At 62.8% G+C, this 25,911-nt stretch carries 24 protein-coding genes, 1 tRNA gene and 4 pseudogenes; 16 read left to right on the forward strand and 13 right to left on the reverse strand.

The annotated features are described in order from the left end of the window. Nucleotides 1–125: pseudogene (locus tag BRX37_RS14660) on the forward strand (IS5/IS1182 family transposase); the annotation flags it as partial. On the opposite strand, the gene BRX37_RS27630 reads toward BRX37_RS14660, so the two are convergent. Next, complete coding sequence (locus tag BRX37_RS27630; RefSeq protein ID WP_139150036.1) at nt 84–608, reverse strand: AbiJ-NTD4 domain-containing protein; 525 nt, start codon at nt 606–608, stop codon at nt 84–86. The pseudogene BRX37_RS14660 and the gene BRX37_RS27630 overlap by 42 nt on opposite strands. A 302-nt stretch (nt 609–910) precedes the next feature. Here BRX37_RS27630 and BRX37_RS14665 point away from each other — a divergent pair, with 302 nt between their 5' ends. Continuing rightward, a complete protein-coding gene (locus BRX37_RS14665) occupies nt 911–1,579 on the forward strand; it encodes a recombinase family protein (RefSeq protein WP_069337045.1) in 669 nt (222 codons plus the stop codon). 473 nt (nt 1,580–2,052) lie between these two features. Here BRX37_RS14665 and BRX37_RS14670 read toward each other — a convergent pair. Continuing rightward, nucleotides 2,053–2,292: pseudogene (locus BRX37_RS14670) on the reverse strand (IS21 family transposase); the annotation flags it as partial. Between the two features lie 76 nt (nt 2,293–2,368). On the opposite strand from BRX37_RS14670, the pseudogene BRX37_RS14675 reads away from it, so the two are divergent. Continuing rightward, a pseudogene (locus tag BRX37_RS14675) lies at nt 2,369–2,767 on the forward strand (transposase); the annotation flags it as partial. 44 nt (nt 2,768–2,811) lie between these two features. Here BRX37_RS14675 and BRX37_RS14680 read toward each other — a convergent pair. Together BRX37_RS14680 and BRX37_RS27315 are read right to left on the reverse strand one after the other, a co-directional pair. Further along, nucleotides 2,812–3,441: pseudogene (locus tag BRX37_RS14680) on the reverse strand (RAD55 family ATPase); the annotation flags it as partial. Between the two features lie 85 nt (nt 3,442–3,526). Beyond that, a complete protein-coding gene (locus tag BRX37_RS27315) occupies nt 3,527–3,730 on the reverse strand; it encodes a response regulator (protein WP_125987985.1) in 204 nt (67 codons plus the stop codon). 819 nt (nt 3,731–4,549) lie between these two features. On the opposite strand from BRX37_RS27315, the gene BRX37_RS14690 reads away from it, so the two are divergent. The 4 genes from BRX37_RS14690 to BRX37_RS14705 are packed head-to-tail and all read left to right on the forward strand — an operon-like array spanning nt 4,550 to nt 10,420. Next, nucleotides 4,550–7,876 (forward strand): response regulator, encoded by a 3,327-nt coding sequence (locus tag BRX37_RS14690; RefSeq protein ID WP_125987882.1) that lies wholly within the window; start codon nt 4,550–4,552, stop codon nt 7,874–7,876. Then, on the forward strand, nt 7,876–8,700 hold the full coding sequence (locus BRX37_RS14695; RefSeq protein ID WP_004210584.1) for a CheR family methyltransferase: 825 nt from the start codon (nt 7,876–7,878) through the stop codon (nt 8,698–8,700). Before BRX37_RS14690 ends, BRX37_RS14695 begins: the two co-directional genes overlap by 1 nt. Next, nucleotides 8,697–9,263: a chemotaxis protein CheB gene (locus BRX37_RS14700; RefSeq protein ID WP_125987884.1), complete on the forward strand. Its 567-nt coding sequence runs from the start codon at nt 8,697–8,699 to the stop codon at nt 9,261–9,263. The genes BRX37_RS14695 and BRX37_RS14700 overlap by 4 nt, the downstream gene beginning before the upstream one ends. Next, nucleotides 9,260–10,420: a hybrid sensor histidine kinase/response regulator gene (locus tag BRX37_RS14705; RefSeq protein ID WP_125987886.1), complete on the forward strand. Its 1,161-nt coding sequence runs from the start codon at nt 9,260–9,262 to the stop codon at nt 10,418–10,420. Before BRX37_RS14700 ends, BRX37_RS14705 begins: the two co-directional genes overlap by 4 nt. Before the next feature lie 141 nt (nt 10,421–10,561). On the opposite strand, the gene tnpC is transcribed toward BRX37_RS14705, so the two are convergent. The 5 genes from tnpC to BRX37_RS14730 all read right to left on the reverse strand — a co-directional run bounded on the left by tnpC (nt 10,562) and on the right by BRX37_RS14730 (nt 14,978). Next, nucleotides 10,562–12,094, reverse strand: coding sequence for an IS66 family transposase (gene tnpC, locus BRX37_RS14710; RefSeq protein ID WP_125987888.1), 1,533 nt, complete (start codon nt 12,092–12,094; stop codon nt 10,562–10,564). Nucleotides 12,095–12,156: 62 nt separating this feature from the next. After that, nucleotides 12,157–12,504, reverse strand: a complete 348-nt coding sequence (tnpB, locus tag BRX37_RS14715) for an IS66 family insertion sequence element accessory protein TnpB (RefSeq protein ID WP_125987890.1) — start codon at nt 12,502–12,504, stop codon at nt 12,157–12,159. After that, nucleotides 12,501–12,923, reverse strand: a complete 423-nt coding sequence (tnpA, locus tag BRX37_RS14720; RefSeq protein ID WP_318276692.1) for an IS66-like element accessory protein TnpA — start codon at nt 12,921–12,923, stop codon at nt 12,501–12,503. Before tnpA ends, tnpB begins: the two co-directional genes overlap by 4 nt. Nucleotides 12,924–13,485: 562 nt before the next feature. Further along, the gene (locus tag BRX37_RS14725) at nt 13,486–14,715 is read right to left on the reverse strand and encodes a tyrosine-type recombinase/integrase (protein WP_069338740.1); all 1,230 of its coding nucleotides are present in this window, start codon (nt 14,713–14,715) and stop codon (nt 13,486–13,488) included. Nucleotides 14,716–14,891: 176 nt separating this feature from the next. Beyond that, nucleotides 14,892–14,978: transfer RNA gene (locus BRX37_RS14730), tRNA-Leu, on the reverse strand. A gap of 158 nt (nt 14,979–15,136) precedes the next feature. On the opposite strand from BRX37_RS14730, the gene BRX37_RS14735 reads away from it, so the two are divergent. The 3 genes from BRX37_RS14735 to BRX37_RS14745 all read left to right on the forward strand — a co-directional run bounded on the left by BRX37_RS14735 (nt 15,137) and on the right by BRX37_RS14745 (nt 17,117). Further along, nucleotides 15,137–15,889 carry an alpha/beta fold hydrolase gene (locus tag BRX37_RS14735; protein WP_125987892.1) on the forward strand — a complete coding sequence of 251 codons (753 nt, stop codon included), beginning with the start codon at nt 15,137–15,139 and terminating at the stop codon, nt 15,887–15,889. Further along, nucleotides 15,889–16,788: a tetratricopeptide repeat protein gene (locus BRX37_RS14740; RefSeq protein WP_125987894.1), complete on the forward strand. Its 900-nt coding sequence runs from the start codon at nt 15,889–15,891 to the stop codon at nt 16,786–16,788. The genes BRX37_RS14735 and BRX37_RS14740 overlap by 1 nt, the downstream gene beginning before the upstream one ends. 86 nt (nt 16,789–16,874) lie before the next feature. After that, complete coding sequence (locus BRX37_RS14745; RefSeq protein WP_125987896.1) at nt 16,875–17,117, forward strand: glycine zipper 2TM domain-containing protein; 243 nt, start codon at nt 16,875–16,877, stop codon at nt 17,115–17,117. A 2-nt stretch (nt 17,118–17,119) separates the two neighbouring features. Here BRX37_RS14745 and BRX37_RS14750 read toward each other — a convergent pair whose 3' ends face one another. Then, complete coding sequence (locus BRX37_RS14750; RefSeq protein ID WP_125987898.1) at nt 17,120–17,827, reverse strand: SIMPL domain-containing protein; 708 nt, start codon at nt 17,825–17,827, stop codon at nt 17,120–17,122. A gap of 102 nt (nt 17,828–17,929) precedes the next feature. On the opposite strand from BRX37_RS14750, the gene BRX37_RS14755 reads away from it, so the two are divergent. The 3 genes from BRX37_RS14755 to BRX37_RS14765 all read left to right on the forward strand — a co-directional run bounded on the left by BRX37_RS14755 (nt 17,930) and on the right by BRX37_RS14765 (nt 19,561). Beyond that, a complete protein-coding gene (locus BRX37_RS14755) occupies nt 17,930–18,364 on the forward strand; it encodes a VOC family protein (protein ID WP_125987900.1) in 435 nt (144 codons plus the stop codon). Between the two features lie 4 nt (nt 18,365–18,368). Then, entirely contained in the window at nt 18,369–19,091 is a 723-nt protein-coding gene (gene gloB / locus BRX37_RS14760) for a hydroxyacylglutathione hydrolase (RefSeq protein ID WP_125987903.1), read from the forward strand. 68 nt (nt 19,092–19,159) lie between these two features. Beyond that, nucleotides 19,160–19,561: a hypothetical protein gene (locus tag BRX37_RS14765; protein WP_037513228.1), complete on the forward strand. Its 402-nt coding sequence runs from the start codon at nt 19,160–19,162 to the stop codon at nt 19,559–19,561. Between the two features lie 16 nt (nt 19,562–19,577). Here the strand turns inward: BRX37_RS14765 and BRX37_RS14770 are convergent, their stop codons facing one another. From BRX37_RS14770 to ruvA, 3 genes are all read right to left on the reverse strand, one after another. Next, nucleotides 19,578–21,356 (reverse strand): AMP-dependent synthetase/ligase, encoded by a 1,779-nt coding sequence (locus BRX37_RS14770; protein WP_125987905.1) that lies wholly within the window; start codon nt 21,354–21,356, stop codon nt 19,578–19,580. Nucleotides 21,357–21,533: 177 nt separating this feature from the next. Next, complete coding sequence (gene ruvB / locus BRX37_RS14775; protein ID WP_004209282.1) at nt 21,534–22,556, reverse strand: Holliday junction branch migration DNA helicase RuvB; 1,023 nt, start codon at nt 22,554–22,556, stop codon at nt 21,534–21,536. After that, a complete protein-coding gene (gene ruvA, locus BRX37_RS14780; protein ID WP_037513240.1) occupies nt 22,553–23,158 on the reverse strand; it encodes a Holliday junction branch migration protein RuvA in 606 nt (201 codons plus the stop codon). Before ruvA ends, ruvB begins: the two co-directional genes overlap by 4 nt. A 141-nt stretch (nt 23,159–23,299) precedes the next feature. On the opposite strand from ruvA, the gene BRX37_RS14785 reads away from it, so the two are divergent. The 3 genes from BRX37_RS14785 to BRX37_RS14795 are packed head-to-tail and all read left to right on the forward strand — an operon-like array spanning nt 23,300 to nt 25,901. Then, the gene (locus BRX37_RS14785) at nt 23,300–23,875 is read left to right on the forward strand and encodes a hypothetical protein (protein ID WP_004209285.1); all 576 of its coding nucleotides are present in this window, start codon (nt 23,300–23,302) and stop codon (nt 23,873–23,875) included. 38 nt (nt 23,876–23,913) lie between these two features. Then, a complete protein-coding gene (locus tag BRX37_RS14790; RefSeq protein WP_125987907.1) occupies nt 23,914–24,549 on the forward strand; it encodes a DUF1345 domain-containing protein in 636 nt (211 codons plus the stop codon). A gap of 50 nt (nt 24,550–24,599) precedes the next feature. Beyond that, nucleotides 24,600–25,901: a methyltransferase family protein gene (locus tag BRX37_RS14795; protein ID WP_125987909.1), complete on the forward strand. Its 1,302-nt coding sequence runs from the start codon at nt 24,600–24,602 to the stop codon at nt 25,899–25,901. The last annotated feature ends 10 nt before the right edge of the window (nt 25,902–25,911 follow it).

The following is a 25,911-nucleotide window of genomic DNA, read 5'->3' on the forward strand; positions in this document are numbered from 1 at the left end:
TCTCCAAGCTGAAGCACTTCCGCCGGGTCGCCACCCGTTACGATAAGCTCGCCGCCAACTTCCTCGCCATGATCCAGCTCGCCTCAATACGGCTGTGGCTTCGGGCTAATGAGTCTACGGCCTAGTTGGCTATCAATTCTTGTAAGGCGCCCCCCTTCAAACTGATACCCCATACCAGCTTCCCGGAGCCTATAGTTTACCTCGTCTATTCTAGGTGCAGGAGCGTCAGAACTATCATGGTACTCTTTAACTGTCTGATTATCAACAACCTGTATCGCAAAGCCAATTAGATCAAGGATATCAAAAGCTTCTTCAGAGTCCATCGAAAGAAAACTGCTTCGAATCTTCTCAGGCGCATGCTCCTTGCCGCCTAGAGGATCAATTCCTTTTTCGTGTGAATACGTCGTGTCAATCCACTTCCAGAAATTGTTTACCTTGAAGGATCCATCGGTTACGCTCCAAGTGCTATGTTCTCCGAAGGCCGGCTTTGCTATGTTTAACAATTGTCGACGAAATGGGGATGTTACGATATCATAGCGATATACATCTGTTTGCCCGCTTTTCGCAGCGTCGTTCTGCCTTTTGCTGAAAAGGTCAAATCTTGGCACAACACCTCCATGTCGCCGCCGACGCAAACCGCCTACGACCTATTTTCACTAGAGATACGCGAAGGGGCACCTCTGACAAGAGCCGGCCCGTTTATCCCCCGTATCCCCGCCCTGCCCCACCACAATTATGACACGCCTAGCGCGACCTGCATTACCGCGCGTGGTTCTCCATCCCTGCATGGCGTGTCACAGATGCCATGCCCCCTGCCCTGCTAGATCACTCATGACGGGACCGGGAACGGCTTGCCCTCCTGACTGTTCATGGGTATGGGTTCGTTGACCCGTGAACAGGACTAGCTGGAATGAACCTTCGCAAGATCACCAAAGCCGTCGCCTACCTCCGAGTTAGCACGGATAAGCAGGGGCAGAGCGGTCTAGGCTTGGAAGCTCAGCGGGATGCGGTAGCTCGATACGCCGCTGCCAACTCAGTTGACCTGATCGGAGAGCATATCGAAGTTGAGACGGGCAAGGGAGCGAACGCCCTTTCCAAGCGGCCCGAGCTTGTCGCGGCCCTCGCTACAGCGAAGCGGGAGAAGGCTGGCCTGATTATCGCCAAGCTCGATCGACTGGCACGCAATGTCCATTTCATATCCGGGCTGATGGAGACAGGCGTAGAGTTCGCCGTCGCTGACATGCCGAACGCTGATCGCTTCCAGCTTCACCTATTCGCCGCCCTGGCCGAGAAGGAAGCCGAGGTAATCAGCCATCGGACCAAGGCCGCTCTAGCCGCTGCGAAGGCCCGTGGCACCGTGCTAGGCAAGCACGGTAAGACGCTGGCCGCTGCCAACAAAGCCGAGGCGATGGACCGGCTAGAGCCTATCTCCGCTGACCTCTTGGCACTGAAGGCCGAGGGCCTGTCCATTCGCAAGATGGTCGAGGCCCTGAACAGTCGTGCAATCCCGTCGCCAGCCGGGGGCAAGTGGCATCCCGCCAGCCTGCACAAGGCGCTTGCCCGATTGGAGGCCCGCTAGAATGCTCTGAGAAGCCCGTGTGACTCGATTTGGGTAGCTCAGGGTACGGACCTAGCCGGGAGGCTGTGGAGGCTCTTAGAAGGGCTGTGAGAGGCTGGCCCCTTATCGCCGCGTCGTACCGGGACAATTTGGGACCGTTAGGCATGGGGAAACCTCGGCGTTTATCAGCCGCCATTTCGCTACCGTAGTCCATTATACGGGACAGATTTAGTCCCCTTCAACATGAGGAACGAACCCGAGCAAACGCCCGGCTAATTCCGTCCGTAACCCATGACACCTCTGACACCTCAGCTAGGAAGCCCTAGGAACGCCTGACAGTGCGTAACTGTAGATATCCACAGCCAGCGATGGTTAGCGTTAAGCGAAGGGGTGTGCCGTTCTTAGGAACAGTGCATGGATATCGGCCGATGCTCTACAAGCGACGTATATTCTAACTCAGGATCATGCGGGCTGTTCAGCGCCTCCACTGACCGTACCCTGCGTTCTGCATCGATGCGCGCGGCATGCCGTCGGTTCTGCCTGGCGACCTCAGCGTCAACGAACTCGCGCCAGGCCTCGATGCTGACGAAATCGCGGCTGCCCCGCCGGCGCAGGGCCTGATCGAGGCGCCGCTTGAGGTGACCGTGCGGACCTTCGATCGATCCGTTCTCGTGCGCCTCGCCGCGGTTGTTGCGGGTGGCAAGCATGCCGTAATGACGGCACAGCTCGTCGTAGCTGGACGCCTCGAAAAACGCTGGCCTTTGGGGGGTAGATTTGATTCACTTCGCCGACGCTGTGGCGGAGGCAGAAATGGCAGGACAGCCGGGTTTCTTTGATCTTTCGGACCGATATGAGGCGCTGAGCGCGGCAGGCGATCCGCTGGAGCGGTTGTCGGCGGTGGTGGACTTCGAGCTATTCCGGGGACCGCTGGTGGCCGCGCTGCGCCGTGGTCCTCGTAACAAGGGCGGACGGCCGCCGTTCGATCCGGTGCTGATGTTCAAAATCTTGGTTCTACAGGCGTTGTATTCGCTGTCCGACGAGGCGACCGAGTTTCAGATCAAGGACCGGCTATCGTTTCAGCGTTTCCTGGGCGTGGGGCTGGAAGGCACCGTGCCCGATGCCACCACGGTCTGGCTGTTCCGCGAACGGCTTGTGACGGCCAAGGCGATCGACCGGCTGTTCGCGCGCTTCGATGTCGCGCTCAGAGACTCGATCCGGGGATAGACGGTGATGCCCGCATCACTGATTTCGAATTTATGCAGGCCCCCCAGCGCCTGGCTGCCGCGCGACTTGCGGACCTGCAGCTCGCGCACGGTGCGGACGCCGGCAAGCGTATCGGTGAGATCGATCACGCCATCAACCATCGTATGTTCGGGATTGAGATCGGTCACGCTGGAACTGGTGAGGAAAAGCACTGTACATCCAACGAAGGCAGCCTGCCCCTGCACCTCCGCGACAAAGGTCTTGACGTCGAAGTCCGTGTCGGCGCGGTCCCGTGCGTTAAGCAGGCCGTCAAACACGAGTAGGGTGGCATCCTGGCGTTTGGTTTCTTTGCGCAGCATCTTGACGACAGCATCGAGCCCTTCGTCGCGCAAAGTCTGGAAGACGCTGATATAGGTAATCGCCGCGCCCAATTGCGAGCGATCGAAAAAGCCCAGCGGATCCATTGTCTGGAACAGCCGCTCATGGCTTTCGGACAGGAGTGTCACATAGAGCACTCGCCCTCCCCCCGCGACATGCGCGAAGGCGATCTGGTTGGAAAGGATTGTCTTGCCCGCGCCCGGCTGCCCCTGGATGATGTAGGAGGCGCCGGAGATGAAACCGCCCGCCAAAATCTGGTCTAGGCCGTCTATCCCGCTCGCTAGACGGTGTGCTTGCTGCATTGGTGGGTATCTCCTGGAGCGGTCGTGTTATGTTCCTACAGTTCCCGCCCGCCGGGTAAAGCGAAAGCTCGAAGCTCTCCGAATTTTAGCAATTTGCCATAAGGCGGCGGACCTCGGTCAGCAGCGTTTCATCGTTGTAGGGCTTGTCGACGACAGCCTGAAAAAGATCGGGGTGGCTACGGCCGATCTGGGCTTGTGCGCCGCTCACCCAGATGATCGGCACATCGCAAATCTGTCCTTCGGCGCGAACCGCGCTGGCGAGATCAAGGCCGGTCATGACCGGCATCATGAAATCAGTGATGATCAAAAGACGGGGCACATGCTCTGGCGCAGGCTAAAGCCTCAGCGCCATTTCAAACTGTTTCGATATCGTAACATTAATCCCCAAGAATGTCGGCGAGCAGCATGAGAAGCAGGCTTTCCTCGTCGACAACTAGGATATGGGCCATGTCTGTCACAAAGTCTGGTGGTGTGCACTGGGTCTGGCGCCTACATGCGCCTGACCGTTATATTGTGCGAATGAAAAGCCGATCTTGAAGCTATGTCCTGCTCGACAGGAGCGGAAGAACCGGTTTGCGGTCCCCCCCCCAAAAAAAAACGGATGCTTTCCCTAAAGAATGTCTAGGTTTGCCCTGATCTGGCGCGGTCGAGCCGGGTCTGGATCTCAAGCATGATCTGATCGAGGGGGATATCGTCGCAATTGCCCGCAATTCGGATTTCGCTCTGCGCGATGTCGACCATGTGCTGCGACGCCTTCTCGTTATGCGCCGTAATGAGGGCTGTTCTCGATCGACTATGCCGCTTAAGCGCGGCGCATCCGCCCGGCGATCAGGCGCTGACAGGGAAACGCGCGGCTTCAGGATAGGAAACCGGTCAAATCCTGACCCGCTTGGCATTAACGACAAGTCCGCCGGTCGCTCCCGGTTCGGCGCTCTCTGCGTCCCCCCTTGCGTCTTAGCTGCACAGGTCGCTAGGCAGGAGGCCCGTTCTCGCGAGATCCAATTCAGTGAAGAATTCAGCTATAGCCTCCAGCTCACGCAGTCCAGCAGATCGGTGGTCCATTGTCGGGCTGATTGCCGGCCTAGTCTTCTTTCTTGTCAGCGGGGCCTTGGCCTATCTGAACATCCAGAACATTCGCGAAAGCGACGGCGCCATTCGACATACCCACGAGGTCATACTTGCACTGCAAGGCCTCCGCTCGGCAGCCCAGGACGCCGAGACTGGCCAGCGAGGGTATTTGCTCACGGGCAATAATCGCTATCTGGAACCCTACACAGCCGCAGCCGCGAGCACCAGCCAGCGCATGAATGCCCTGGCGGCTTTGACACGGGACAACCCGGTTCAACGCGAGAACCTGGCCGTCCTGCGACACCACGTTGACGCGAAGCTCAGCGAACTTAGCGCGACGATAGAATTGAGGCGAAATGAGGGCTTCGCTGCGGCGCTCGCCGTGGTGGCGACCGATCGCGGCAAAACGGAGATGGACGCCATTCGGTCGCAGCTCGAGACGATGGCGCGCGAGGAACTAAGGCTACGGACGTCGCACATGGAAGACATGGGTTTGGCGTCCAGGACCGCGATGACAGGCGCGATCATGACCAGCCTCATCGGCAGCATCCTTACAATCGCGATTTTCGTGCTGCTGATACGCGGCAGCCGCGCCCGCACCCGCCAGCAATGGCTGCAGACAGGGCAGGTCGGTCTCGCCAACGCCATGCGCGGCGATAAGACGATCACGGAACTCGCCGAGGCGGTTCTCGCCTTTCTCTGCGATAAGACAGGTGCCCAGGCCGGTGCGCTCTACAAAGGAGAAGCGGGCCGCTTCCACCGCGATGGTACAATCGGTGTCCCCGGCGACGCCCCGATGCCAGAGGCCTTCGCGCTGAACGAGGGTCTTATGGGCCGGGTCGCAGCCGAAGGGAGGTTGATGGCTTTCAACGATGTTCCACCAGGCTATCTAACCATCGGATCGGCGCTCGGTCGAGACGTCCCACGCCATCTAGTGATTGCACCTGCAAAAGCCGACGATGCGGTAAATGCCGTGCTTGAACTCGGTTTCTTCGAGCCCGTGGATGACCTCGTCGTCGAATTGCTCGAACAATCGGCGGCATCGATCGGAATCGCCCTGCGCTCCGCGCGATTCCGATCGCGGCTTCAGGATGCCCTGGAGGAAACTCAGCGTCAGGCAGGCGAACTCCAGGCGCAGAGCGAGGAACTGCGCGTATCAAACGAGGAACTGGAGGAACAGGGCACCGCGCTCAAGGAATCGCAGGCGCGCCTCGAACTGCAACAGGTCGAACTCGAGCAAACGAACAGCCAACTGGAGGAACAAACGCAGACGTTGGAGGCGCAGCGCGACGAACTGGAACGCGCGGGCGCTTCCCTGCAGTTGAAAGCCCGAGAGCTCGAACAGGCGAGCCAGTACAAGTCGGATTTCCTGGCCAATATGAGCCACGAGCTGCGCACGCCGCTCAACTCGCTGCTGATCCTCTCGAAGCTGCTCGGCGACAATGCCGACGGCAATCTCTCGGCCGACCAGATCAAGTTCGCCCGGACTATCGAGTCCTCGGGCAACGACCTGCTGACCTTGATCAACGACATCCTCGACCTCTCGAAAATCGAAGCGGGTCATGTCGAGATCCAGCCGGCACCGATCCCTCTCGACCGTCTAACCGGCGACCTGCAAAAGGTTTTCCAGCCAATCGCCAACGAGCGCGGCCTTACCCTGCAGATCGAACTTTCCAGCGACCTCCCACGGACGATCGAGACCGATCGCTTGCGCCTGGAACAGATTCTCAAGAACCTCCTGTCGAACGCACTAAAATTCACCGAACGAGGCAGCGTTCGGCTTGCCGTTTCGCGCGTTGGCGACGACAAGCTCGCGCTGGCCGTCACGGACACGGGCATCGGGATATCGCCTGAGCAACAAGCCAATATTTTCGAGGCGTTCCACCAAGCCGACGGCACGATCAGCCGCAAGTACGGCGGCACTGGGCTCGGCTTGTCGATTTCGCGCGAACTCGCTCGCTTGCTAGGCGGCTCCATCACGCTCGAGAGCAAGGTCGGCGAGGGAAGCCAATTCACCGTCACCATTCCCCTCGCCTATGATCCTGCGCTTGTTCCGGCACGCAAGAACGCGCCAGCGTCCGCGGCGGAAGCGGTCGCGCCGGCCGCGACGTTCAGCGATCCATCCCCCAGGGTTTCGCCCTGGAGCATAGAAGATGATCGCGGCGCACTTGCGGAAGGGAAGCGGGTGCTACTGATCATCGAAGACGACGAGGTTTTCGCGTCGATCGTATGCGATCTCTCGCGCGAGATGGGCTTCCAGTGCATCGTCGCGGCCACCGGCCAGGAAGCCGTCGACCTTGCCCGCGAATTCCGTCCGAGCGCCGTCATTCTCGACCTGGGGTTGCCAGATCAGTCGGGCCTCACCGTGCTCGATCGACTGAAGCATGATGACGAAACCCGCCACATCCCGATCCACGTCATCTCGGCGGCCGACCACAGCCAGACTGCCCTGGCGCTGGGAGCTGTGGGCTATCTTCTCAAGCCCGCAAAGCGCGCACAGCTTGCCGAAGTCCTTGAAAGTCTTCAGGCCAAGCTCGCCTCCCGCATGCGCCGGCTCCTGATCGTCGAGGACGACGAGGTTCAGCGCGACGCGGTCGCCAAGCTGCTGCAGACGCAGGATGTCGAAACCGTCGGTGTCGGCACCGCCGCCGAATGCCTCGAGGAGCTACGCCAGCAAACCTACGACTGCATGGTCCTGGATCTCTCGCTGCCCGACGCATCGGGCTTCTCGCTGCTCGAGACCCTGAGCGAGGATGGCGACCACAGTTTCCCGCCCGTGATCGTATATACCGGCCGCGATCTCTCGGCGGATGAGGAACAGCGCCTTCGCCGCTATTCGAGTTCGATCATCATCAAGGGTGCCAAGTCGCCCGAGCGCCTGCTCGACGAAGTCTCACTGTTCCTGCACCAGGTGGTTTCCGAACTGCCGCCCGAACAGCGCAAGATGATCGAGAAGGCGCGGCACCGCGACGCCGCGCTCGAAGGGCGGCGGATCCTCATCGTCGAGGACGACGTCCGCAACGTCTATTCCCTCACCAGCGTGCTCGAACCGCGCGGCGCCCTCACCCAGATCGCGCGCAACGGACAGGAGGCGCTCGATGCGCTCGAAGCCGCCGGTGACGATCCCGCCAAGACGATCGACCTCGTTCTCATGGACGTGATGATGCCGGTGATGGACGGCCTCACCGCCACCAGCGCGATCCGCAACGACGCGCGCTGGTCCAAGCTGCCGATCGTCATGCTGACCGCCAAGGCCATGCCCGACGACCAGAAGAAGTGCCTCGAAGCCGGCGCCAACGATTACATGGCCAAACCCATCGATGTCGACAAACTGTTGTCGCTGGTTCGCGTGTGGATGCCCCGCTGATGCGCGAAACCGTCGAGGACATAGAAATCCAGCTGCTGCTGGAGGCACTCTTCCAGCAATATCATTACGACTTCAGGCACTATGCCCGCGCCTCGATCAAACGGCGCCTCGTCCAGGCCCGCGGGCAACTCGGCTATGCCAGCTTCTCGGCCATGCAGGCGGATCTCCTCCACGACGAGACGATGCTCCCGCGGCTGCTCAACTATCTGACGGTGCAGGTCAGCGAGATGTTTCGCGATCCTTCCTATTTCCGCGCGCTGCGCGAGAAAGTGATCCCGCACCTGCGCACCTATCCCTCGCTCAAGGTCTGGGTGGCGGGATGCAGTAACGGCGAAGAGGTCTATTCCCTCTCCATCCTGTTTCGCGAAGAGGGGCTTGCCGACAAGACCCTGTTCTATGCGACCGACATCAATCCCGCGGCGCTGAAGGCGGCGGAGGCGGGCGTCTATCCGCTCGACCTGATCCGCACCTACACCGAAAATCATCAGAAATCGGGCGGGCACTCATCGCTCTCGGATTATTATACCGCGGACTATGGCCGCGCGGCGTTCGACAAATCCCTGCGCAGCCAGGTCGTCTTCTCTGATCATAGCCTCGTCACCGACGCCGTGTTCGGCGAGATGCACCTGATCTCCTGCCGCAATGTCCTGATCTATTTCGACCGCGTGTTGCAGGATCGGGCGGTGGGACTTTTCAGGGAATCCCTCGCACGAAAGGGCTTCCTGGGCATCGGCGCGAAAGAGAGCCTGCGCTTTTCCGATCATGCGAGCGCCTTCAGCGAATTCGTCGCGTCCGAGAAGATCTACCAGAGGAACGAGCCATGAGCGAAAGGGCGATCGTCATCGGCACATCGGCGGGAGGCGTCCAGGCCCTTTCCCGTATCCTGCCCCGATTGCCGGAAGCGCTTTCGATGCCGATCCTCGTCGTCGTGCACGTGCCGCCCCGCAAGCCCAACGCGCTGGTCGAACTCTTCGCCAAGAAGTGCCCGCTCCCGGTCAAGGAGGCCGAAGACAAGGAACCGCTCGCCAATGGCATCATCTATCTCGCTCCGCCCAATTATCATCTGCTGGTCGAGACCGAGAACTCCCTCGCATTGTCGTCCGACGAGGCCATCAATCATTCGCGACCAGCGATCGACGCGCTGTTCGAGACCGCCGCCGACGCATTTGGGCCGGGGCTAACAGGAATCGTGCTGACCGGCGCCAATCATGACGGCGCCGCCGGGCTGAAAGCGGTCGGACTTGCAGGCGGGACCGCGATCGTCGAAGATCCCGCCAGCGCCGAAGTGCCGATCATGCCCGCTGCCGCGCTCGCGGCATGCCCGACGGCAGAAGTCATGACGCTCGACCAGATCTCCAACTTCCTGAAAGAGACCGCAGCGCAATGACGCCACTCGACCACCCCATCCGGTTCCTGCTAGTCGATGATCTCGAAGAAAACCTGCTTGCGCTGGTTTCGCTGCTCAAGCGCGAGGGGCTGGACCTCCACACGGCGCGCAGCGGCGAGGAAGCTCTCGAGCTCATGCTGGTCCATGACTATGCCCTCGCTCTCCTCGATGTCCAGATGCCCGGCATCGACGGCTTCGAACTCGCCGAGATCATGCGCGTCAACGATCGCTCGCGGCATATCCCGATCATCTTCGTTACCGCCGGCACCGCGGGCGTGTCGCGGCGTTTCCGTGGCTATGAAGCCGGCGCCGTCGATTTCATCCAGAAGCCGATCGAGGCCGACATCCTGCGGTCCAAGGCCAAAGTCTTCCTCGACCTATACGACCAGCGGCGGCAGATCGTCGCGCAGCGCGATGAACTCGCGGCACAGCGGGATGAGCTCTCCGTGCTTACGGAAGCCCTCCAGAGCGCCCATCGGCAGAAGAACCGCTTCCTTGCCGTTCTCGGTCACGAACTGCGCAACCCAATCGCGGCGCTTGCCGCCGGCGTGCAGCTTCTGGAAAAACGGGAGGGAACCGACGCCGCGCACAAGATCCGCACCGGCATGGATCGCAGTCTCAAACATATGACCCGTCTCATCGAAGACCTGCTCGATATCGCCCGTATCGACCAGGGCAAGATTTCGCTGAAGAAGGAGCAGATTCATCTCCAGGAGGTGATCGCTTTCGCAGTCGAGACGGCACAGCCCGCGATAGAGGCTGGCCGACATTCTCTCCGGCTAACCATAACGTCTGAACCGATCTGGCTGGAAGCCGACCCGGCTCGTGTTGCCCAGATCATCGGCAATCTTCTCGGGAATGCTGCGAAATACACGCCTCCCGGCGGCGAAATCGGCCTTGTGCTTCGGCAAGAGGGCGACTGGGCTATCATGGAGGTTAACGACAATGGAATCGGCATTGCACCTGAGCAGCAAGGCCGGATTTTCGAGATCTTCGAGCAGGTGGAACGGAGCAGCCAGGACGGCCTGGGCATAGGTCTGGCGCTGGTCCGGCAGCTTGTCGATCTTCACGGTGGCACGATCGCGCTCGCGCGCAGCGCTCCGAACGAGGGCAGCACTTTCGAGGTACGCTTACGACGCCTGACTGAATCGGCTTAATCGAGCGGCCGGCAATAGCCATAAGTTTCGACGTTCTGCCGCGCATCCCAGCGCTGGGCCGCGTCATTCCATGCCTTGGTGAGCCGGACATCACCGCGAGACGGAGGCACATCGGAGGTAAGCGTGGCCTGAGTACCGCAGCTATGCGGCTTGGGCGACGTCTTGCTCGCTCGGATGCCAGTTCCACGGCATGAGTTCGTCCCAACGAGTAGCGGGCCAGTCGCCAGCGATCTTCTCGATGACATCGGCGATGTAGGCCTGGGGTTCGATGCCGTTGAGCTTGGCGGTCTCGATGACGGAATAGATGGCCGCAGCCCGTTCGCCGCCAGCCTTCGATCCGGCAAAGATCCAGTTCTTGCGGCCGATCGCCACGGGGCGGATCGCGCGCTCGGCGATGTTGTTGTCGATCTCGGCGACGCCCTCGTCGATGTAGCGGGTGAGCGCATCCCAGCGCTTGCGGCCATAGCTGAGCGCCTTGGCCATGTTGGACTTGGGCGACAGGCGGCGCAGCGCATCGTCGATGATCGAGCGCAGTTCGTTCACCTGAGGCCTGCTTCTGTCCTGCCGATGCCGGCGGCGCTGGTCAGGGGGCTGTCCGCGTATCTCTTCTTCGATCCGGTAGAGAGCGGCGATCCGATCCAGCAGGTTGTTCGTCAACGGCGTCGGGCTGGTGGCGTGGTTCTCGAATATCTTGCGCCGGAAATGCGCCCAGCAGGCGACTTCCTGGATGCGGTTGCTCCTGTAGAGCTTGTCGAAGCCCGCATAGGCATCAGCCTGTAGCAGCCCGGTAAAGTCCTTGAGCTCGCTTTGCGGGTGCACGCCGCTGCGATCAGGGGTGAAGCGATACCAGGCCAGCGCGGGCGTGGATGCGCCAGCAGCACGATCATCGACGACATAGGCCCAGAGCCTCGCCTGCACCGTCTTGCCCTTGCCGGGCATCAGCATCGGCACGGGCGTGTCATCGACATGGATCTTGCCAGCCTTGATCCCTTCTTCCCGGATGCGACTGACGATCGGGTCAAGCAGATGTGCGGCCTGTGCTGCCCAGCCTGCCAGCGTCGATCGGTCGATATCGAGGCCCTGTGCCGCCATCATCTCGGCCTGGCGATAGAGGGGGAGATGATGATCGAACTTGGCGACGACGACATGGGCGAGTGTGGCGAAGCTGGCCTTGCCCCGGGCAATCGCCTTTACGGGCGCCGGGGCTTGCACGATCTGCTCGCAGGATCGGCAGCTATATTTAGGACGGACGGTGCGGATGACGCGCCATTGCACCGGCGCGACATCAATCATCTCGTCGCTGTTCTGCCCGAGCGGGCGCAGGGCGCCTCCGCAGGAAGGACAGGTGCAGGTGCCTGCTTCCGGCTCGATCCGGCGTTCGGCCCGTGGCAGATGCGCCGGCAAGGCGCGGACCGGCGCCGGTCGCTCCCTCTGATCCGCCCCGACCTTGCGGATGTCGGCAAGCTCGGCTTCGCCTTCCAACTCCTCAAGGGTGAGTTCGAGCTGTTCGATCTGGAGGGACAACTTCTCCGAAGACTGGCCAAAGGTGAGCCGTCGGAGCTGGGCCAGTTGGAAACGCAAGGTATCGATCAGCGTGTCGCGGGCCGCCAAAGCTGCCTCCAGCTCGGCGATGCGGGCGTCCTTATCGACGGAGGAAGAGCCTCGATCCGACACCCTGGAATAGTATCAAAGCGGCACCATCGATGCCAGATAAACCCATAGGAATCCGTACTTTTTTAGCCTGCCAGCAACGGTGCTGCTGTCCGCTCCGGGCGTCTCCAGTCAATGCCTTCAAGCAGCATCGAAAGCTGCGCCGAGCTCAGGCTGACCTTGCCCGTCTTCGTCACTGGCCAGACAAACCGGCCACGGTCCATCCGCTTGGAAAACAGGCATAGGCCCTGGCCATCATACCAGAGCAACTTCACCAGATCGCCACGCTTGCCCCGGAAGGCAAATAGCGCACCAGAATGCGGGCTCTGTTCCAACACCTGCTGGGTCAGCACTGCCAGACCGTCAAAGCCCTTGCGCATGTCGGTCGCGCCGCAGGCCAGATAGATCCGGGTGGAAGGTGGCAGTGGGATCATCGCGTGAGAACAGCAATGACCCGTGCCAGGGCATCGGCATCGACACCGGCGTCCACGGTCAGCTTCACGCCCGAGGGCAGTTCGATCCCGATATGACCGCCGGGCGCCGGTAACGCCGGAACCGGGACTGAGAGCTCGACCTCCGCGAAAGTGGGCAATGCTGCTGGTCTGGCACCACCAAGTTCGCCCGACATCGCCTGCCGCCGCCAGGTATAGATCGACCCGCTGCCGATCGCGTGCCGCTTGCAGGCATCGCCAACCGAACCCTCCGGGCCAAAGGCATCGCGCAGGATCGCCAGCTTCTGCTCCACTGTCCAACGGCGCCGACCCGCAACGACCTCAATCCGAGTGCTCATACGACCGCTCGTATGAGCACTCATATGACCGCTCGCTGGTCCACCTTCGATCTCGTTATCCATCGCCGCTCCCTATCCGAGCGGCAATCAGCCCTTCATCCCGCAACCGCGCAAGGCGGCCTCGGCGCCACGGTTACCATCGGAGAGCGGTCGGGACAATAACGGGGCGCTGCACGATGGGCGCCGAGCGGGAATGCGTGGAGCCCGCGCGGTCCTAGCCTTCGATCATATGAGTAACTGTCGCCCATGGAGACGCTTGGCGCGTCTTGTTCGGAATCCGTGGGCCAATTGTCCATTGCCGGACATTCCCTTATCGATTGAACAACTGAACCCGGGTGATGGTGAGTTCGTGAAAGTCGAAGGCCAATTCGGCGCAGCGACCCTCGGGCTTGATACGGAATGGCCAAGCTAAGCACGCCGCGCTTGGGGTCCTCAATGGCGATCACCCCTTCGAGACTGCGTATGTGCCGTTTGGCTTGCGCTAGACTTCCTACGGTCTTGCCCCCGTCTATCGGCAGGGCGGGCGGTGTGGATTGACGTACTTGGACATGATAATTTCTTGCAATAAATTCGGGCTTTCAAAGCACGCTGGCGATCCGAGGACCACCAGCGTGTCGAACCAAATTCAGACCGCGCGCCGGGCTGATGAGAAACTGGGGCGGAGAATCTTGCCGCCATCTCGCAACTCGTCGAGATAATCCGACCAACTCTGCATCATATGTACGCGCTCGTCCCAATACTCGCCTCTGGCGTAAGCCCGTCGAACCTGGTTGGTATCGACATGCGCGAGTTGCCGCTCAATCGCATCGGGATTCCATTCTCCCCTCTCGTTGAGAAGGGTGGCGGCCATGGCGCGGAAGCCATGCGCCGTCATCTGGTCGCTCGTGTAGCCGAGGCGTCGGAGGCCTTGGTTCACCGTATTTTCCGACATCGCCTTGCGCGGGCGACCGAGAGCCGGGAAAAGATACTTCCACCAATGGGTGTGTTCATGCAGTTCCTGCAGCATGTCAATCACCTGACGGGACAGCGGTACCCGATGCGGGCGACGCATCTTCATCCGTTCGGCAGGAATAAACCAGATGGCCTCCTCGAAGTCGATGTCGGCCCACTCCGCTTGTCTTAGTTCGCCCGGGCGGAGTAGAACGTGCGGCGACAGCCGCATCGCCATCACCGTCACCTTGTGACCGCTGTATCCGTCGATGGCCCGCAGCAGCGCACCGACTTCCGACGGCTTGGTGATGGCGGCGAAGTGCTTGACCTTTGGCGAGGCGATTGCACCACGCAAATCGGCCGCAACGTCCTTGTCGCATCGCACCGTCGCGACGCCATAGCGGAAAACGCGGCTAAGGACGCTTCGCATCCGCCGTGCGCTTTCAAAGGCGCTGGTGGCCTCAATTTTGCGCAGGACCGCAAGCGCCTCGTGCGGAGTGATCTGCGCGATCGGTATGGTGCCGATCACCGGGTAAGCCTTGGCGAGCAGCCAGCGGATTTTGTCTACGGTCACCGGGGCGAGGCCGTCTCGCTCGCATTTGACGAGCCACTCCTTCGCCACCTCCTCGAAGGTGTTGGCGGCAGCATATTTGGCGGCGATCCTGGCCCGTTTCTTCTCCAGCGCCGGATCGACCCCTTCCGCGATCTTTTTCTTCGCCTCGTCACGCCGCACCCGGGCATCGGCAAGGCTCACCTGCGGCCAGCCACCGAGATGGAGAGTCTTTTGCTTGTCGAGGAAGCGATATTTGAAGCGCCAGAGCTTCGAGCCGTTGGGTTGGATGACGAGCAGAAGGCCTTGAGAGTCGCTCAGGGTCCAAGCCTTCTCTTTCGGCTTGGCAGCATTGATCTGGATGTAGGTCAGCATAGTCGATTTCCCAGCAAAGCCGGGTCAATCCGAGAGCACCAATAAGAGCAACATTTGTGGCTGCTGCTGGTGGTCCTAGCCGGATTTCACCGGACGGTGTCTGGCGATTCTTTGTCAGAAAATGCTGTTAAACCAGCCGCTTACCGGACGCCTCTGGACGAATCCAGAGGCGTCAGTGGTGCCCAGAAGAGGACTCGAACCTCCACGACCTTGCGATCGCCAGCACCTGAAGCTGGTGCGTCTACCAATTCCGCCATCTGGGCACGGGGTAGGAGTGCGCCTCTAACGGCGGCCTCCAGACCTGTCAACGCGGCAATGCGTTTTTTTTGAACTTTCACGGGAAAGGGCTATTTTTGCCGTCAAAACATGGCAATCCGGGGCCATGCCGTGCCCCGGTCCGCAGCGATGGAGTCTTTGAAACTTGAACGCGCCCGAATCTTCCCCCCAATTTCTCGCGCGTGCCGACGGGCTGCGCCTCGCCTATCGCCATCGTCCGGGGCAGGGGCCGACCATCCTCTTCCTGCCGGGCTACATGTCCGACATGGAGGGCAGCAAGGCGCTCGCGCTCGACGCCTGGGCCGCCGAGCAGGGCAGAGCGATGCTGCGGCTCGACTATGCCGGTTGCGGCGCCAGCGAGGGCCGGTTCGAGGATGGCACGCTCGCCAGCTGGCGTGATGATGCGCTGGCCCTGATCGACGGGCTGACGCAGGGGCCGCTGCTGCTGGTCGGATCGTCGATGGGCGGCTGGCTGGCGCTGCTGATCGCGCTGGCCCGCCCGGACCGGATCATGGGGCTGGTCGGCATCGCCGCCGCGCCCGACTTCACGCAGTGGGGCTTTACCGACGCCGACAAGGCGCTGCTGGCGACCGAAGGGCGGATCGAGGAACCCACGCCTTATGGCGACCATCCCTATGTGACGACGCTGGCCTTCTGGCAGTCCGGTCAGGCGCATAGGCTGCTGGACGACGCAATCGCGATCGACTGCCCGGTCCGGCTGCTCCAGGGCCAGTGCGATACGGATGTCCCCTGGGAGATCGCGTTGCGCACGGCCGACCGGCTGCGTTCATCCGATGTGCAGGCGCTGCTCATTAAGGATGGCGACCATCGCCTTTCCCGCGACGGCGACATCGCCCTGCTGATCCGCACCGTCGCCGCTCTTCTGGACAATCGCTGATGCCCGTCATCCTCCCCCTCCTGATGTTCATGCAGGCCTATGATCCCGAGATCGAGGCGGTGATGCGCAACAGCCGCAAGAAGAAGGAGGATGCTGCAGCGGCGGCCGCCTCCGCAGCGTCGGTACAGCAGGCCGCGGCCGCGCGTTCGGCGCCCGATGCCGACGGCCGCATCCCGGTCCCGGCCAAATTTGCCGGGCCGTTCCAGGCCTGCCTCGACCAGGCGCTGGAATCGCCCGACAAGGCAATCACCTTCGCCCAGAATTGGCGGATCGACGGCGGCAGCTTCTACGCCCGCCACTGCATGGGCTTTGCCCTGTCGCGGGCTGAACGCTGGGGGCCGGCGATCGTTGCCTTCGAACAGGCCGCCGAGGAAGCCGAGCGCGGCGGCGAGATCGTGCAGAGCGCGCGCCTCTGGGGCCAGGCCGGCAATGCCGCCCTTGCCAGCGGCGACGCGAAGAAGGCGCGGGAGGATTTCGACGCGGCGCTGGCGCGCGGCCTGCCCGACGGCATGGAAAAGGGCGAACTGCATCTCGATCGCGCCCGCGCGCTGGTGGCGCTGGGCGATGTCGATGGCGCGCGCGGTTCGCTCGATACCGCGCTGACCCAGGCGCCCAAGGATCCGCTCGCCTGGCTGCTGTCGGCCACGCTGGCGCGCCGCACCGGCGAACTGTCACTGGCCCAGGCGCATATCGCCCGCGCCGTGCAATTGTCGCCCGATGATGCCTCGGTCGCGCTGGAGGAGGGCAATATCGCCGTCCTGACCGACCATGCGGACATCGCCCGCTCGGCCTGGCAGCGGGCGGCCAAATTGTCGCCGGACTCGCCTGCGGGCAAGGCGGCGGCGGAAAATCTGGGACGTCTGGAACCGGAGGCAACGGCACCCAAGCCGGCGGGCTGATTGATCAGCAAGACTTTGTCACGGAACCCCTGTCCGATCCCGCCCGTTCGCCGACCGAGCGGGATAACGGAACGGATGGTGATGATATGACTGGCAAATTCTGCCGCATGATGGCGCTCGGCTTGTTGCTGGCTGGCGCGACTTCGCTCACGGCCTGCTCGCGCGGTGCAACCCGCGGTGGCCTGATCGGTGGCGCAGGCGGCGCGGTGATCGGCAGCGCGACCGGTCTTGGCACCACCGAGGGCGCTGTCATCGGTGGCACTGCCGGTGCGATCATCGGCGACAAGAGCGACTGTTCGAAGAAGGACCGCCGCCGGGGCCGCTGCTGACCCTATTTCAGGTAGAAATCCACGGTCGTGACGACGCGCACCTTCTTGTAGGGCGTGTCGCTCGATCCGTCGCCGCCCTCGCCATCGCGCGGATCGATCGAGAAATAGCCCTGGGTCGCGCTCTTGATGCCGCCCACGCCGGACCCTGAATCCTTGGCGAACTGCTCGGCCGCCGCGCGCGCATCCCGCGTCGCTGCCGCCACCATCGGGGGTTTGAGGTTGTTGAGCCTGGTGAAGCTGTAGCGCATCCCCGATCCTTCCTGCAGCGTCACGCCGCGCCGGACCAGGTCGAACTGCTGCGCGACGGCGCGCTGGGCGCGGGCAATGTCGGTGGTGCGTAGCAGCATCCGCTGGGTGATGGTGATATTGTTGATGCCATTGTTGAGATACTGGTTCACGCCCGCGCCGACCGGGGTCAGCGCATCAGGCTTGAACCCCAGGCTGGCGAAATAGGCCTTGAGCTGCTGGGTATTGGCGTCGATCTCTGCGCGCACCGTCGGCAGGTCGGTGCCGGTCGCCGAATAGCTGATCGACCAGGTGGCAAGGTCCGCGGTCACGTCCTTCTCGGCCAGGCCCCGCACCGTGACCGATCGGTCCGCCGCCCTTGCGCGCTTGAGGCCGTCACCCAGCAGATAGCCGCCCGCGATCACGCCGACCGCCAGTACCGCCGCCGAACCCAGAAGCACCTTGTCCCGCATTTCCAGAGCCATGATCGCTTTCCTCTTCCGCCGGGCCGGTCCCGGTCCTATCTAGGGAGCTATCTGCCAATCTACCGATGAACCGTTGCTTTATGGCGACGAACGGAGAAAGCTTTGCTCAAATATCTGCACACGATGATCCGCGTCACGGATCTCGACAAGACCATCGGCTTTTTCGAACTGCTCGGCCTCAAGGAGGTCAAGCGCTTCGACAGCGAGGCGGGCCGCTTCACCCTCGTCTATCTCGCTGCGCCGGGCGACGAGGACGCGCAGGTGGAACTGACCTACAACTGGCCGCCGCAGGATGGCAGCCCGGCGGAAGTCTACGATGGCGGCCGCAATTTCGGCCATCTCGCCTATCAGGTCGACAATATCTACGAGACCTGCCAGCGGCTGATGGACGCCGGCATCACCATCAACCGGCCGCCGCGTGATGGCCACATGGCCTTCATCCGCACCCCCGACAATATCTCGGTCGAACTGCTGCAGGACGGCCGGCTCGACCCGGCCGAACCCTGGGTGTCGATGCCCAATATCGGGGCCTGGTAAGCCGATGCTGCAGGTCGTCCGCGTCCCCGTCCTCTCGGACAATTATGTCTGGCTGCTGCATGATGATGCCAGCGGCCAGACGGTCGCGGTCGACCCGTCGGTCGCCGAACCCGTGCTGGTGGCGGCTGCGGAACGCGGCTGGACCATCGACCAGATCTGGAACACCCACTGGCACCCCGATCATGTCGGTGGCAATGCCGGCATCAAGGCTGCGACTGGCTGCATCATCACCGGCCCGGCGGCCGAAGCCGCCAAGATCGACACGCTCGATCGACAGGTGGGGGAGGGGGACAGCGTCCGCATCGGCGATCATGTCGCCATGGTGATGGCCGTTCCCGCCCATACTGCCGGCCATATCGCCTATCATCTGGCCGATGACGCGATCCTCTTCGTTGGCGACACCCTCTTCGCCATGGGCTGCGGCCGCCTGTTCGAAGGGACACCAGCCCAGATGTTTGCGAACATGCAGCGTTTCAAGGCGCTGCCGGGTGACACGATCGTCTATTGCGCTCATGAATATACCGAGAGCAATGGCCGTTTCGCGCTGACCGTGGAGCCGGACAATGCCGCGCTTCAGGCCCGCATGGCGGATGTCGTTGCGGCCCGTGCGCATGGCGAGCCGACAGTGCCCACCACCATCGCGCTGGAACGCGACACCAACATCTTCATGCGCGCGCAGGACGTCGCCCAACTGGCGGAGCGGCGCGCCGGAAAGGACGCATTTTAGGCGCGGTTCTCGACGGATTCCGCGTTATCATGGCGTCCTGTTTGCAAGGACATGGATGGAGAGAGGCGATGCGCGCATGGATATGTCTGGCCCCGCTGGCGCTGGCGGCCTGCAGCGGCACTTATGAGCCCACGCCGCTGACCGAGAAGCAGGCGGCCAAGATGGACAAGGCGCTCGCCGGACTGGTGCCGGGCGACAAGGTGACCTGCGTCAATCGCGAGCCGCAGACCAATTTCACCGTCATCAGCGGCAATACGCTGCTGTACAGGGTCAGCCGCAAGCTCATCTACAAGAATGAACTGATCGGCAGCTGCAATGGCCTGGCGCGGGGAGACACGATGATCGTGCGCACCTTCGGCTCGCAATATTGCCGGGGCGACATCACGAGCAGCGCGGATCTGACGATCGGCATTCCGACCGGCAATTGCGCGCTGGGCGATTTCATTCCCTATCGTCCGCCGGCCCCGTAAGCCCGATTGGACGCGCCTACCCCTTGTAGAGTGCGTCCAGCCGGTCCTGATAGCGTTTGCGGATGACATGGCGCCGGATCTTCATCGACGGCGTCAGTTCCTCATTTTCGATCGCGAACGGCTCATCCGCCAGGATGAAGCGGCGCACCCGCTCGATCACCGACAGATCGTCATTGACCCGATCGACCGCCGCGCGCAGCGCCGCCAGATAGGTCGGATCATCGGTGATGCCCTTGATCGGCCGGCCATTGGCGGCCGCCCATTCCATCGTCCATTCCGAATCCGGCACCAGCAGGCCGACCAGATGCGGGCGACGATCGCCATAGACCATCGCCTGGCCGATCTCCGGTTGCAGCGTCAGCATGCCCTCGACTTTCTGCGGCGACACATTGTCGCCCTTGTCGTTGACGATCAGATCCTTCTTGCGATCGGTGATGCGAATACGGCCGCGATCGTCGATCTCGCCAATGTCGCCGGTGTGCAGCCAGCCATCCTTCAGCACCTTCTCGGTCTCGGCCGGGTTGCGCCAATAGCCGTGCATCACCAGCTCGCCGCGCACCAATATCTCGCCATCCTCGGCGATCTTGACCTCGACGCCGTCCAGCGGCGGGCCGACCGTGTCCATCGCGATGCCGGCGGCGGGGCGGTTGCAACTGATCACCGGGCCGGCCTCGGTCTGGCCATAGCCTTGCAGCAGCATCAGCCCCATCGCCTCGAAGAACAGGCCGACATCCGGGTTCAGCGGCGCGCCGCCCGACACCAGTGCCTTCATCCGCCCGCCGAAACGGGCACGAATCTTGGGGGTCAGGGTGCGCGACAGCAGCGCCTTCATCGGCAGGTCGACGATCGACGACTTGCCCTGCTGTTCCTTGGCGGCGATGCGTAGCGCCTGGTTGAGCAGATAGGTGGGGAATTTGCCCTGCTTCTCGATCGACTTGATGATGCGGGTGCGCAGCACCTCGAACAGGCGCGGCACCACGACCATGATGGTCGGCCGGGCTTCCTCGATATTGCTGGCCAGCTTCTCCAGCCCCTCGGCATAATAGATCTGCCCGCCCAGCAGCATCGGCAGGAACTGGCCGCCGCTATGCTCATAGGCATGGCTCAGGGGCAGGAAGGACAGGAAAACCTCGTCGCCCCAGCCGAAATCCTCCAGCACCACCTGTCCCGCGCCTTCGACATTGGCCAGGATCGCGCCATGATGCTGCATCACGCCGCGCGGGGCGCCGCCGGTGCCGCTGGTATAGATGATGCACGCCTGGTCGCTGCGCGCGGCGGTCTGGGCCAGCGCGCAGGCATCGACATCGGCTGGATGGGCGGCGATCAGGTCGGACCACAGGCGGCAGGTATAATTGCCCTGCGCACCGCGGATCGGCTCCATCGGAATGACCAGGCTGACCTGCGATCGCAGCACCGCCGGCATCAGCGTCGTCGCCAGCTTGGCGGTCGACACGATCACCGCACGCGCGCCGCTGTCGGTCAGGATATGCTGATGGTCGCGCGTCGTATTGGTGGTGTAGGTCGGCACCGTGATGCAGCCGGCGGCCATGATCGCCAGATCGGCGATGCAGAATTCCGGGCGATTTTCGCTGACCAGCATCACCGGGTCGCCGGGCTTCAGCCCTTCCGCCTTCAGCCCGGCCGCCATCGCCGCCACCTGGCGCGCGACTTCGGCCCAGCTCAGCGACTGCCATGTCCCCTGCGTCTTGCGCCACAGGAAGGGCGCGTCGCCCTTTTCCTTGGCGCGGGCAAAGAACATGGTGACCAGATTGGGGAAACGTTCGATCGCCCTCACAGGCTCAACTCCTCTTACATCGGCGCGTCTGCCGCGCGCCTGCAGCGCCAGTTGGCTATAGCCCGGCCTTGCCGTAACGGCCATGCACAATAACGGGTTTCGGCGCATATCGCTGCGTCGAATCGGGAAAGCGCGCGCTCTAGAAAGGCTGGCCGAATGGCGCAAGCGCCAATGGGATCAGTCGAACAGCCCGTCCTGCGACCCGGCCGGGGGATTGAGGCCTAGATGCTTCCAGCCCGGCCCGTTGAGGCAACGTCCCCGCGCGGTGCGGGCGATCAGCCCCAGCTGGATCAGATAGGGCTCGACCACTTCCTCGATCGTGTCGCGCGCTTCGGAAAGTCCCGCCGCCAGCGTCTCGACCCCCACCGGCCCGCCACGATAGATATCGGCGATCATGTGCAGATAGCGCCGGTCCATCAGGTCGAGGCCGAGATGATCGACCTCCAGCCGTTGCAGCGCCGCGTCCGCCACCTTGGCATCGACGGTCGGGGCGCCGGCGACATTTGCAAAGTCGCGCACCCGGCGCAGCAGCCGCCCGGCGATGCGCGGCGTCCCGCGCGATCGGCGGGCGATCTCGATCGCGCCATCCGACGTGATCGCCAGGTCCAGCAGCCGCGCCGCGCGCCGGACCACCAGTTCCAGCTCGTCAACGGTATAGAATTGCAGCCGCACCGGAATGCCGAACCGATCGCGCAGCGGCGTCGTCAGCAGACCCTGGCGCGTGGTCGCGCCGACCAGGGTGAAGCGCGGCAGGTCTATCCGCACCGACCGGGCCGACGGTCCCTCGCCGATCATCAGGTCGAGCGCCCGGTCCTCCATCGCGGGATAGAGCACTTCCTCGACCGCCGGATTGAGCCGGTGAATCTCGTCGACGAACAGGACATCGCCTTCGTCCAGATTGGTGAGCAGGGCGGCCAGATCACCGGACTTGGCGATCACCGGGCCGGACGTGGCGCGGAAACCCACGCCCATTTCCTTGGCGACGATCTGCGCCAGCGTCGTCTTGCCAAGACCCGGCGGGCCGAAGAACAGCACATGGTCCAGCGCCTCGCCACGGGTGCGCGCCGCCTGGATGAAGATACGCAGATTCTCGCGCGCCGCCTGCTGCCCGACAAATTCGTCGAGCGACTTGGGCCGCAGCGCCGCATCGACATCCTCGGCACGACGGGCGGGGGTGATCAGGCGATCCTCTTCGCTCACTTCGCCGCCTTCCGCAGCGCCAGGCGGACCAGCGCGTCAAGGCTGGCGCCGTCGCCCAGTTCCTCTTCGGCGGCGGCCACCGCGCCGCTCGCCTCGGCCGGCTTGAAGCCCAGATTCTGCAGCGCCGACAGCGCATCGGCGGCAAAGCTGCCGGTCGGCAGCGCGACCACGCCCGGCATGCCCGGCGCCCCGGCCGGGGCGGCGCCGATCTTGTCCTTCAGCTCATTGACGATGCGCTGGGCCAGCTTGGGGCCGACGCCATTGGCGCGCGCGATCATCGCCTTGTCGCCCATCATGATCGCACGATGCAGCTCCAGCGGCTCCAGCGCCGACAATATCGCCAGCGCCACGCGCGATCCCACGCCCTGCACATGGGTCAGCAGCCGATACCAGTCGCGCTCCTCGGCACGGGCAAAGCCGACCAGCCGGATCGAATCCTCGGCCACCAGCATCTCGGTATGGATGGTCACCGCCTCGCCCACCGGGCCGAGCGCCGCCAGCGTCCGCGACGACGCGCCGACCAGATAGCCGACCCCGCCGACATCGATGATGGCATGGTCGATGCCCGTGCTGTCCAGCCGTCCTTTGAGTTTCGCGATCATCGCCATTGCCCCATGGTCATGATCTGTTCTTTACATCCTCTTGCGCCCCGCGCCAGACAAAAGCGCATGGCCGCTCGGGCACCAAATGGCGGCCCGTGCGTAATGCCGGTCGATTGCCATCCGCCAGAGGACCAAGAGACGATGCTGATGACCGCGCCGATGCTGACCCCGAAGGATTTCGAATTTCCCGCGATCATGCTGTCGGGCGTGGTCGACCATGGCATGTATCTGCATTTCAAGAATTGCCTGTCCACCGCGCCGCAGCAGGGTCTGGTGGTGGTGGAAATCTCCACCCTGGGCGGCGATCCGGAGATCGCGCGGATGATGGGGGAGGATATCCGCTTCCATTCGGATCTCTATCCCGAACGGCGGCTGGTCTTCCTCGGCAAGACCGCGGTCTATTCCGCCGGCGCCACCTTCATGAGCTTCTTCGCCACCGAAAACCGCTATCTGACGCGCGGCACCCGGCTGATGATCCATGAGCGGCTCATCACCAAGAATATCCATCTCGAAGGGCCGCTCTCCACCTGCATCGCGACATTGAAGGCCTCGCTGCACGAGATCGAGGCATCGATCGCGATCCAGAATGAGGGCTTTGCCAATCTCATCCTGGGATCGCAGGTGACGATGGAGGAGGTGCTGCAGCGCGCGCCGGAAAACTGGTATCTGGAAGCCAATGAGGCCGCCGCGCTGGGGCTGGTGGCGACCGTGCTCTAAACGCTTGCACGGCGGCATTTTCGGGCCTTTGATGCGCCATGGCCAAGATGCAGAAGCGATCCACCCTCTTTCCCTGGCGCTATGGCATGTTCCTCATGCTGCTGCTGTCGATCGCGCCATTGATGCTGTGGCTGCCCTGGCATGAGGCGGTGATGGGCGGGTTCGACCTTGCTGCCATCGCCTTCTGCCTCGCCGCCGTGCCGCTGATCGATTCCGATCCGGCCCAGATGCGGCGCAAGGCCGTGCTCAACGACGCGAACCGGCAACTGATGCTGCTGCTGACCGGGGTGGTCTGCATCGTCATCCTGGTCGCGGTCGGCGTCGCCGCCAGCGCGCCGGGCCATCCCGATGCGGAAAGCGTCGTGCTGCTGCTGGCCACGCTCGTCATCGCCTGGCTCTTTTCCAACCTCGTCTATGCGATGCACTATGCCCATGCCTTCTACCTCGCCGACGACAAGGGCAAGGATGCGGGTGGCCTGGATTTCCCGGACACGGACGAACCGGTCTATTGGGACTTTCTCTATTTCGGCTTCACCCTCGGCATGACCTTCCAGACCTCCGACGTGTCGATCACCTCGACCGGGATGCGCCGCACGGTGACGTTCCATTGCCTCGCCGCCTTCGTCTTCAACCTCGGCATCCTCGCCTTCACCATCAACGTACTGGGCGGCTGAGCCATGGGCTTCATGGCTTGCTTACCAATATCGGCTATAAGCCCGGTCCCATGAGCAAGAGCGCCGATCCCTGCCCCAAATCCGCCGTCAGCCATGGTGTCGGCCTCGCCGGCCTCGTCGGCCTTGGCCTCTGGACCCTGGTGGCGCGCCATTATGGCATGAACGGTCCCAATGCCGGTCTGGCTGCCGTAGTCGCCTGCGGCATACCGATGGTGCTCTGGTCGCTGCTGGTGGACAAGGTGCATCGCAACCCCAGCACCGGCGTCGACTGGAACGCGCCGGCCCGCTCGGTCCGCAGCATGCTCGACATCAGCCTGGTGAAGATTGCGGGCCTGTGGGCGACATGGCTCGCGATTGCCGTCTGCTACTGCATCGGCCGCTGGTATTGGACCGGCAGCTATCGCTTCGCCATGGATCTGCTCATGGCGGCGGCGCCCTGGCTGCTGTTGCTGTCCATCCCCTATGTCATCTGGTTCGACCGCCGGCTGGTCGAACCGCGCGATGCCTGTTTCGCCTTCGGCCAATGGGTCATCGGCGGCGCGGCCGGCAAGGCGGACATGGCGCAGGTCGCCAACCATGCCCGCGCCTGGGCGGTGAAGGGATTTTTCACTGCCTTCATGATCAGCATCGTGCCGGGCAATTTTTCCAGCGTCATCGACTGGCGGCTCGACGACCTGCTGCACAATCCGGTCGCGCTGACCGGTTTCCTGATCGGCATCATGTTCATGATCGACGTCTGCATGGCGACGGTCGGCTATCTGCTGACGATGAAGCCGCTGGATTCCCATATCCGCACCGCCAATCCCTATCTGGGCGGCTGGCTCGCGGCTTTGCTCTGCTATCCGCCCTTCGTCATGATGGGGGCGGGCGGCCCGTTCGACTATCATGGTGGCGGCGCCGAATGGGATGTCTGGACGCGGGGCATGCCGGCGCTGCAATGGGGGCTGGGCGCCTTGCTGGTGCTGCTGACCGCCATCTATGCCTGGGCGACGGTCGCCTTCGGCATCCGCTTCTCCAACCTCACCCATCGCGGCATATTGACCCATGGGCCCTATCGCTGGACCCGCCACCCGGCCTATCTGACCAAGAATCTCTTCTGGTGGTTCTCGTCGCTGCCCTTCCTCACCACCACGGGCAGCCTGACCGACATGGTGCGCAATTGCGCGCTGCTGGGTGTCACCAACGCTGTCTATTATTGGCGGGCCAAGACGGAGGAACAGCATCTGTCCGCCGATCCCGCCTATCAGGCCTATAGCGACTGGATGGCACGCAATGCCCCGGTGCCACGCTTCTTCGCCTGGGTCGTCGGCCGCAAGCCGGACGCGCCACGGGAAACCCAGCCCGCCGAATGACCGGCGGGCT

It is taken from the genome of Sphingomonas sp. S-NIH.Pt3_0716 (assembly GCF_003950715.1).
GTDB lineage: Bacteria > Pseudomonadota > Alphaproteobacteria > Sphingomonadales > Sphingomonadaceae > Sphingobium > Sphingobium yanoikuyae_A.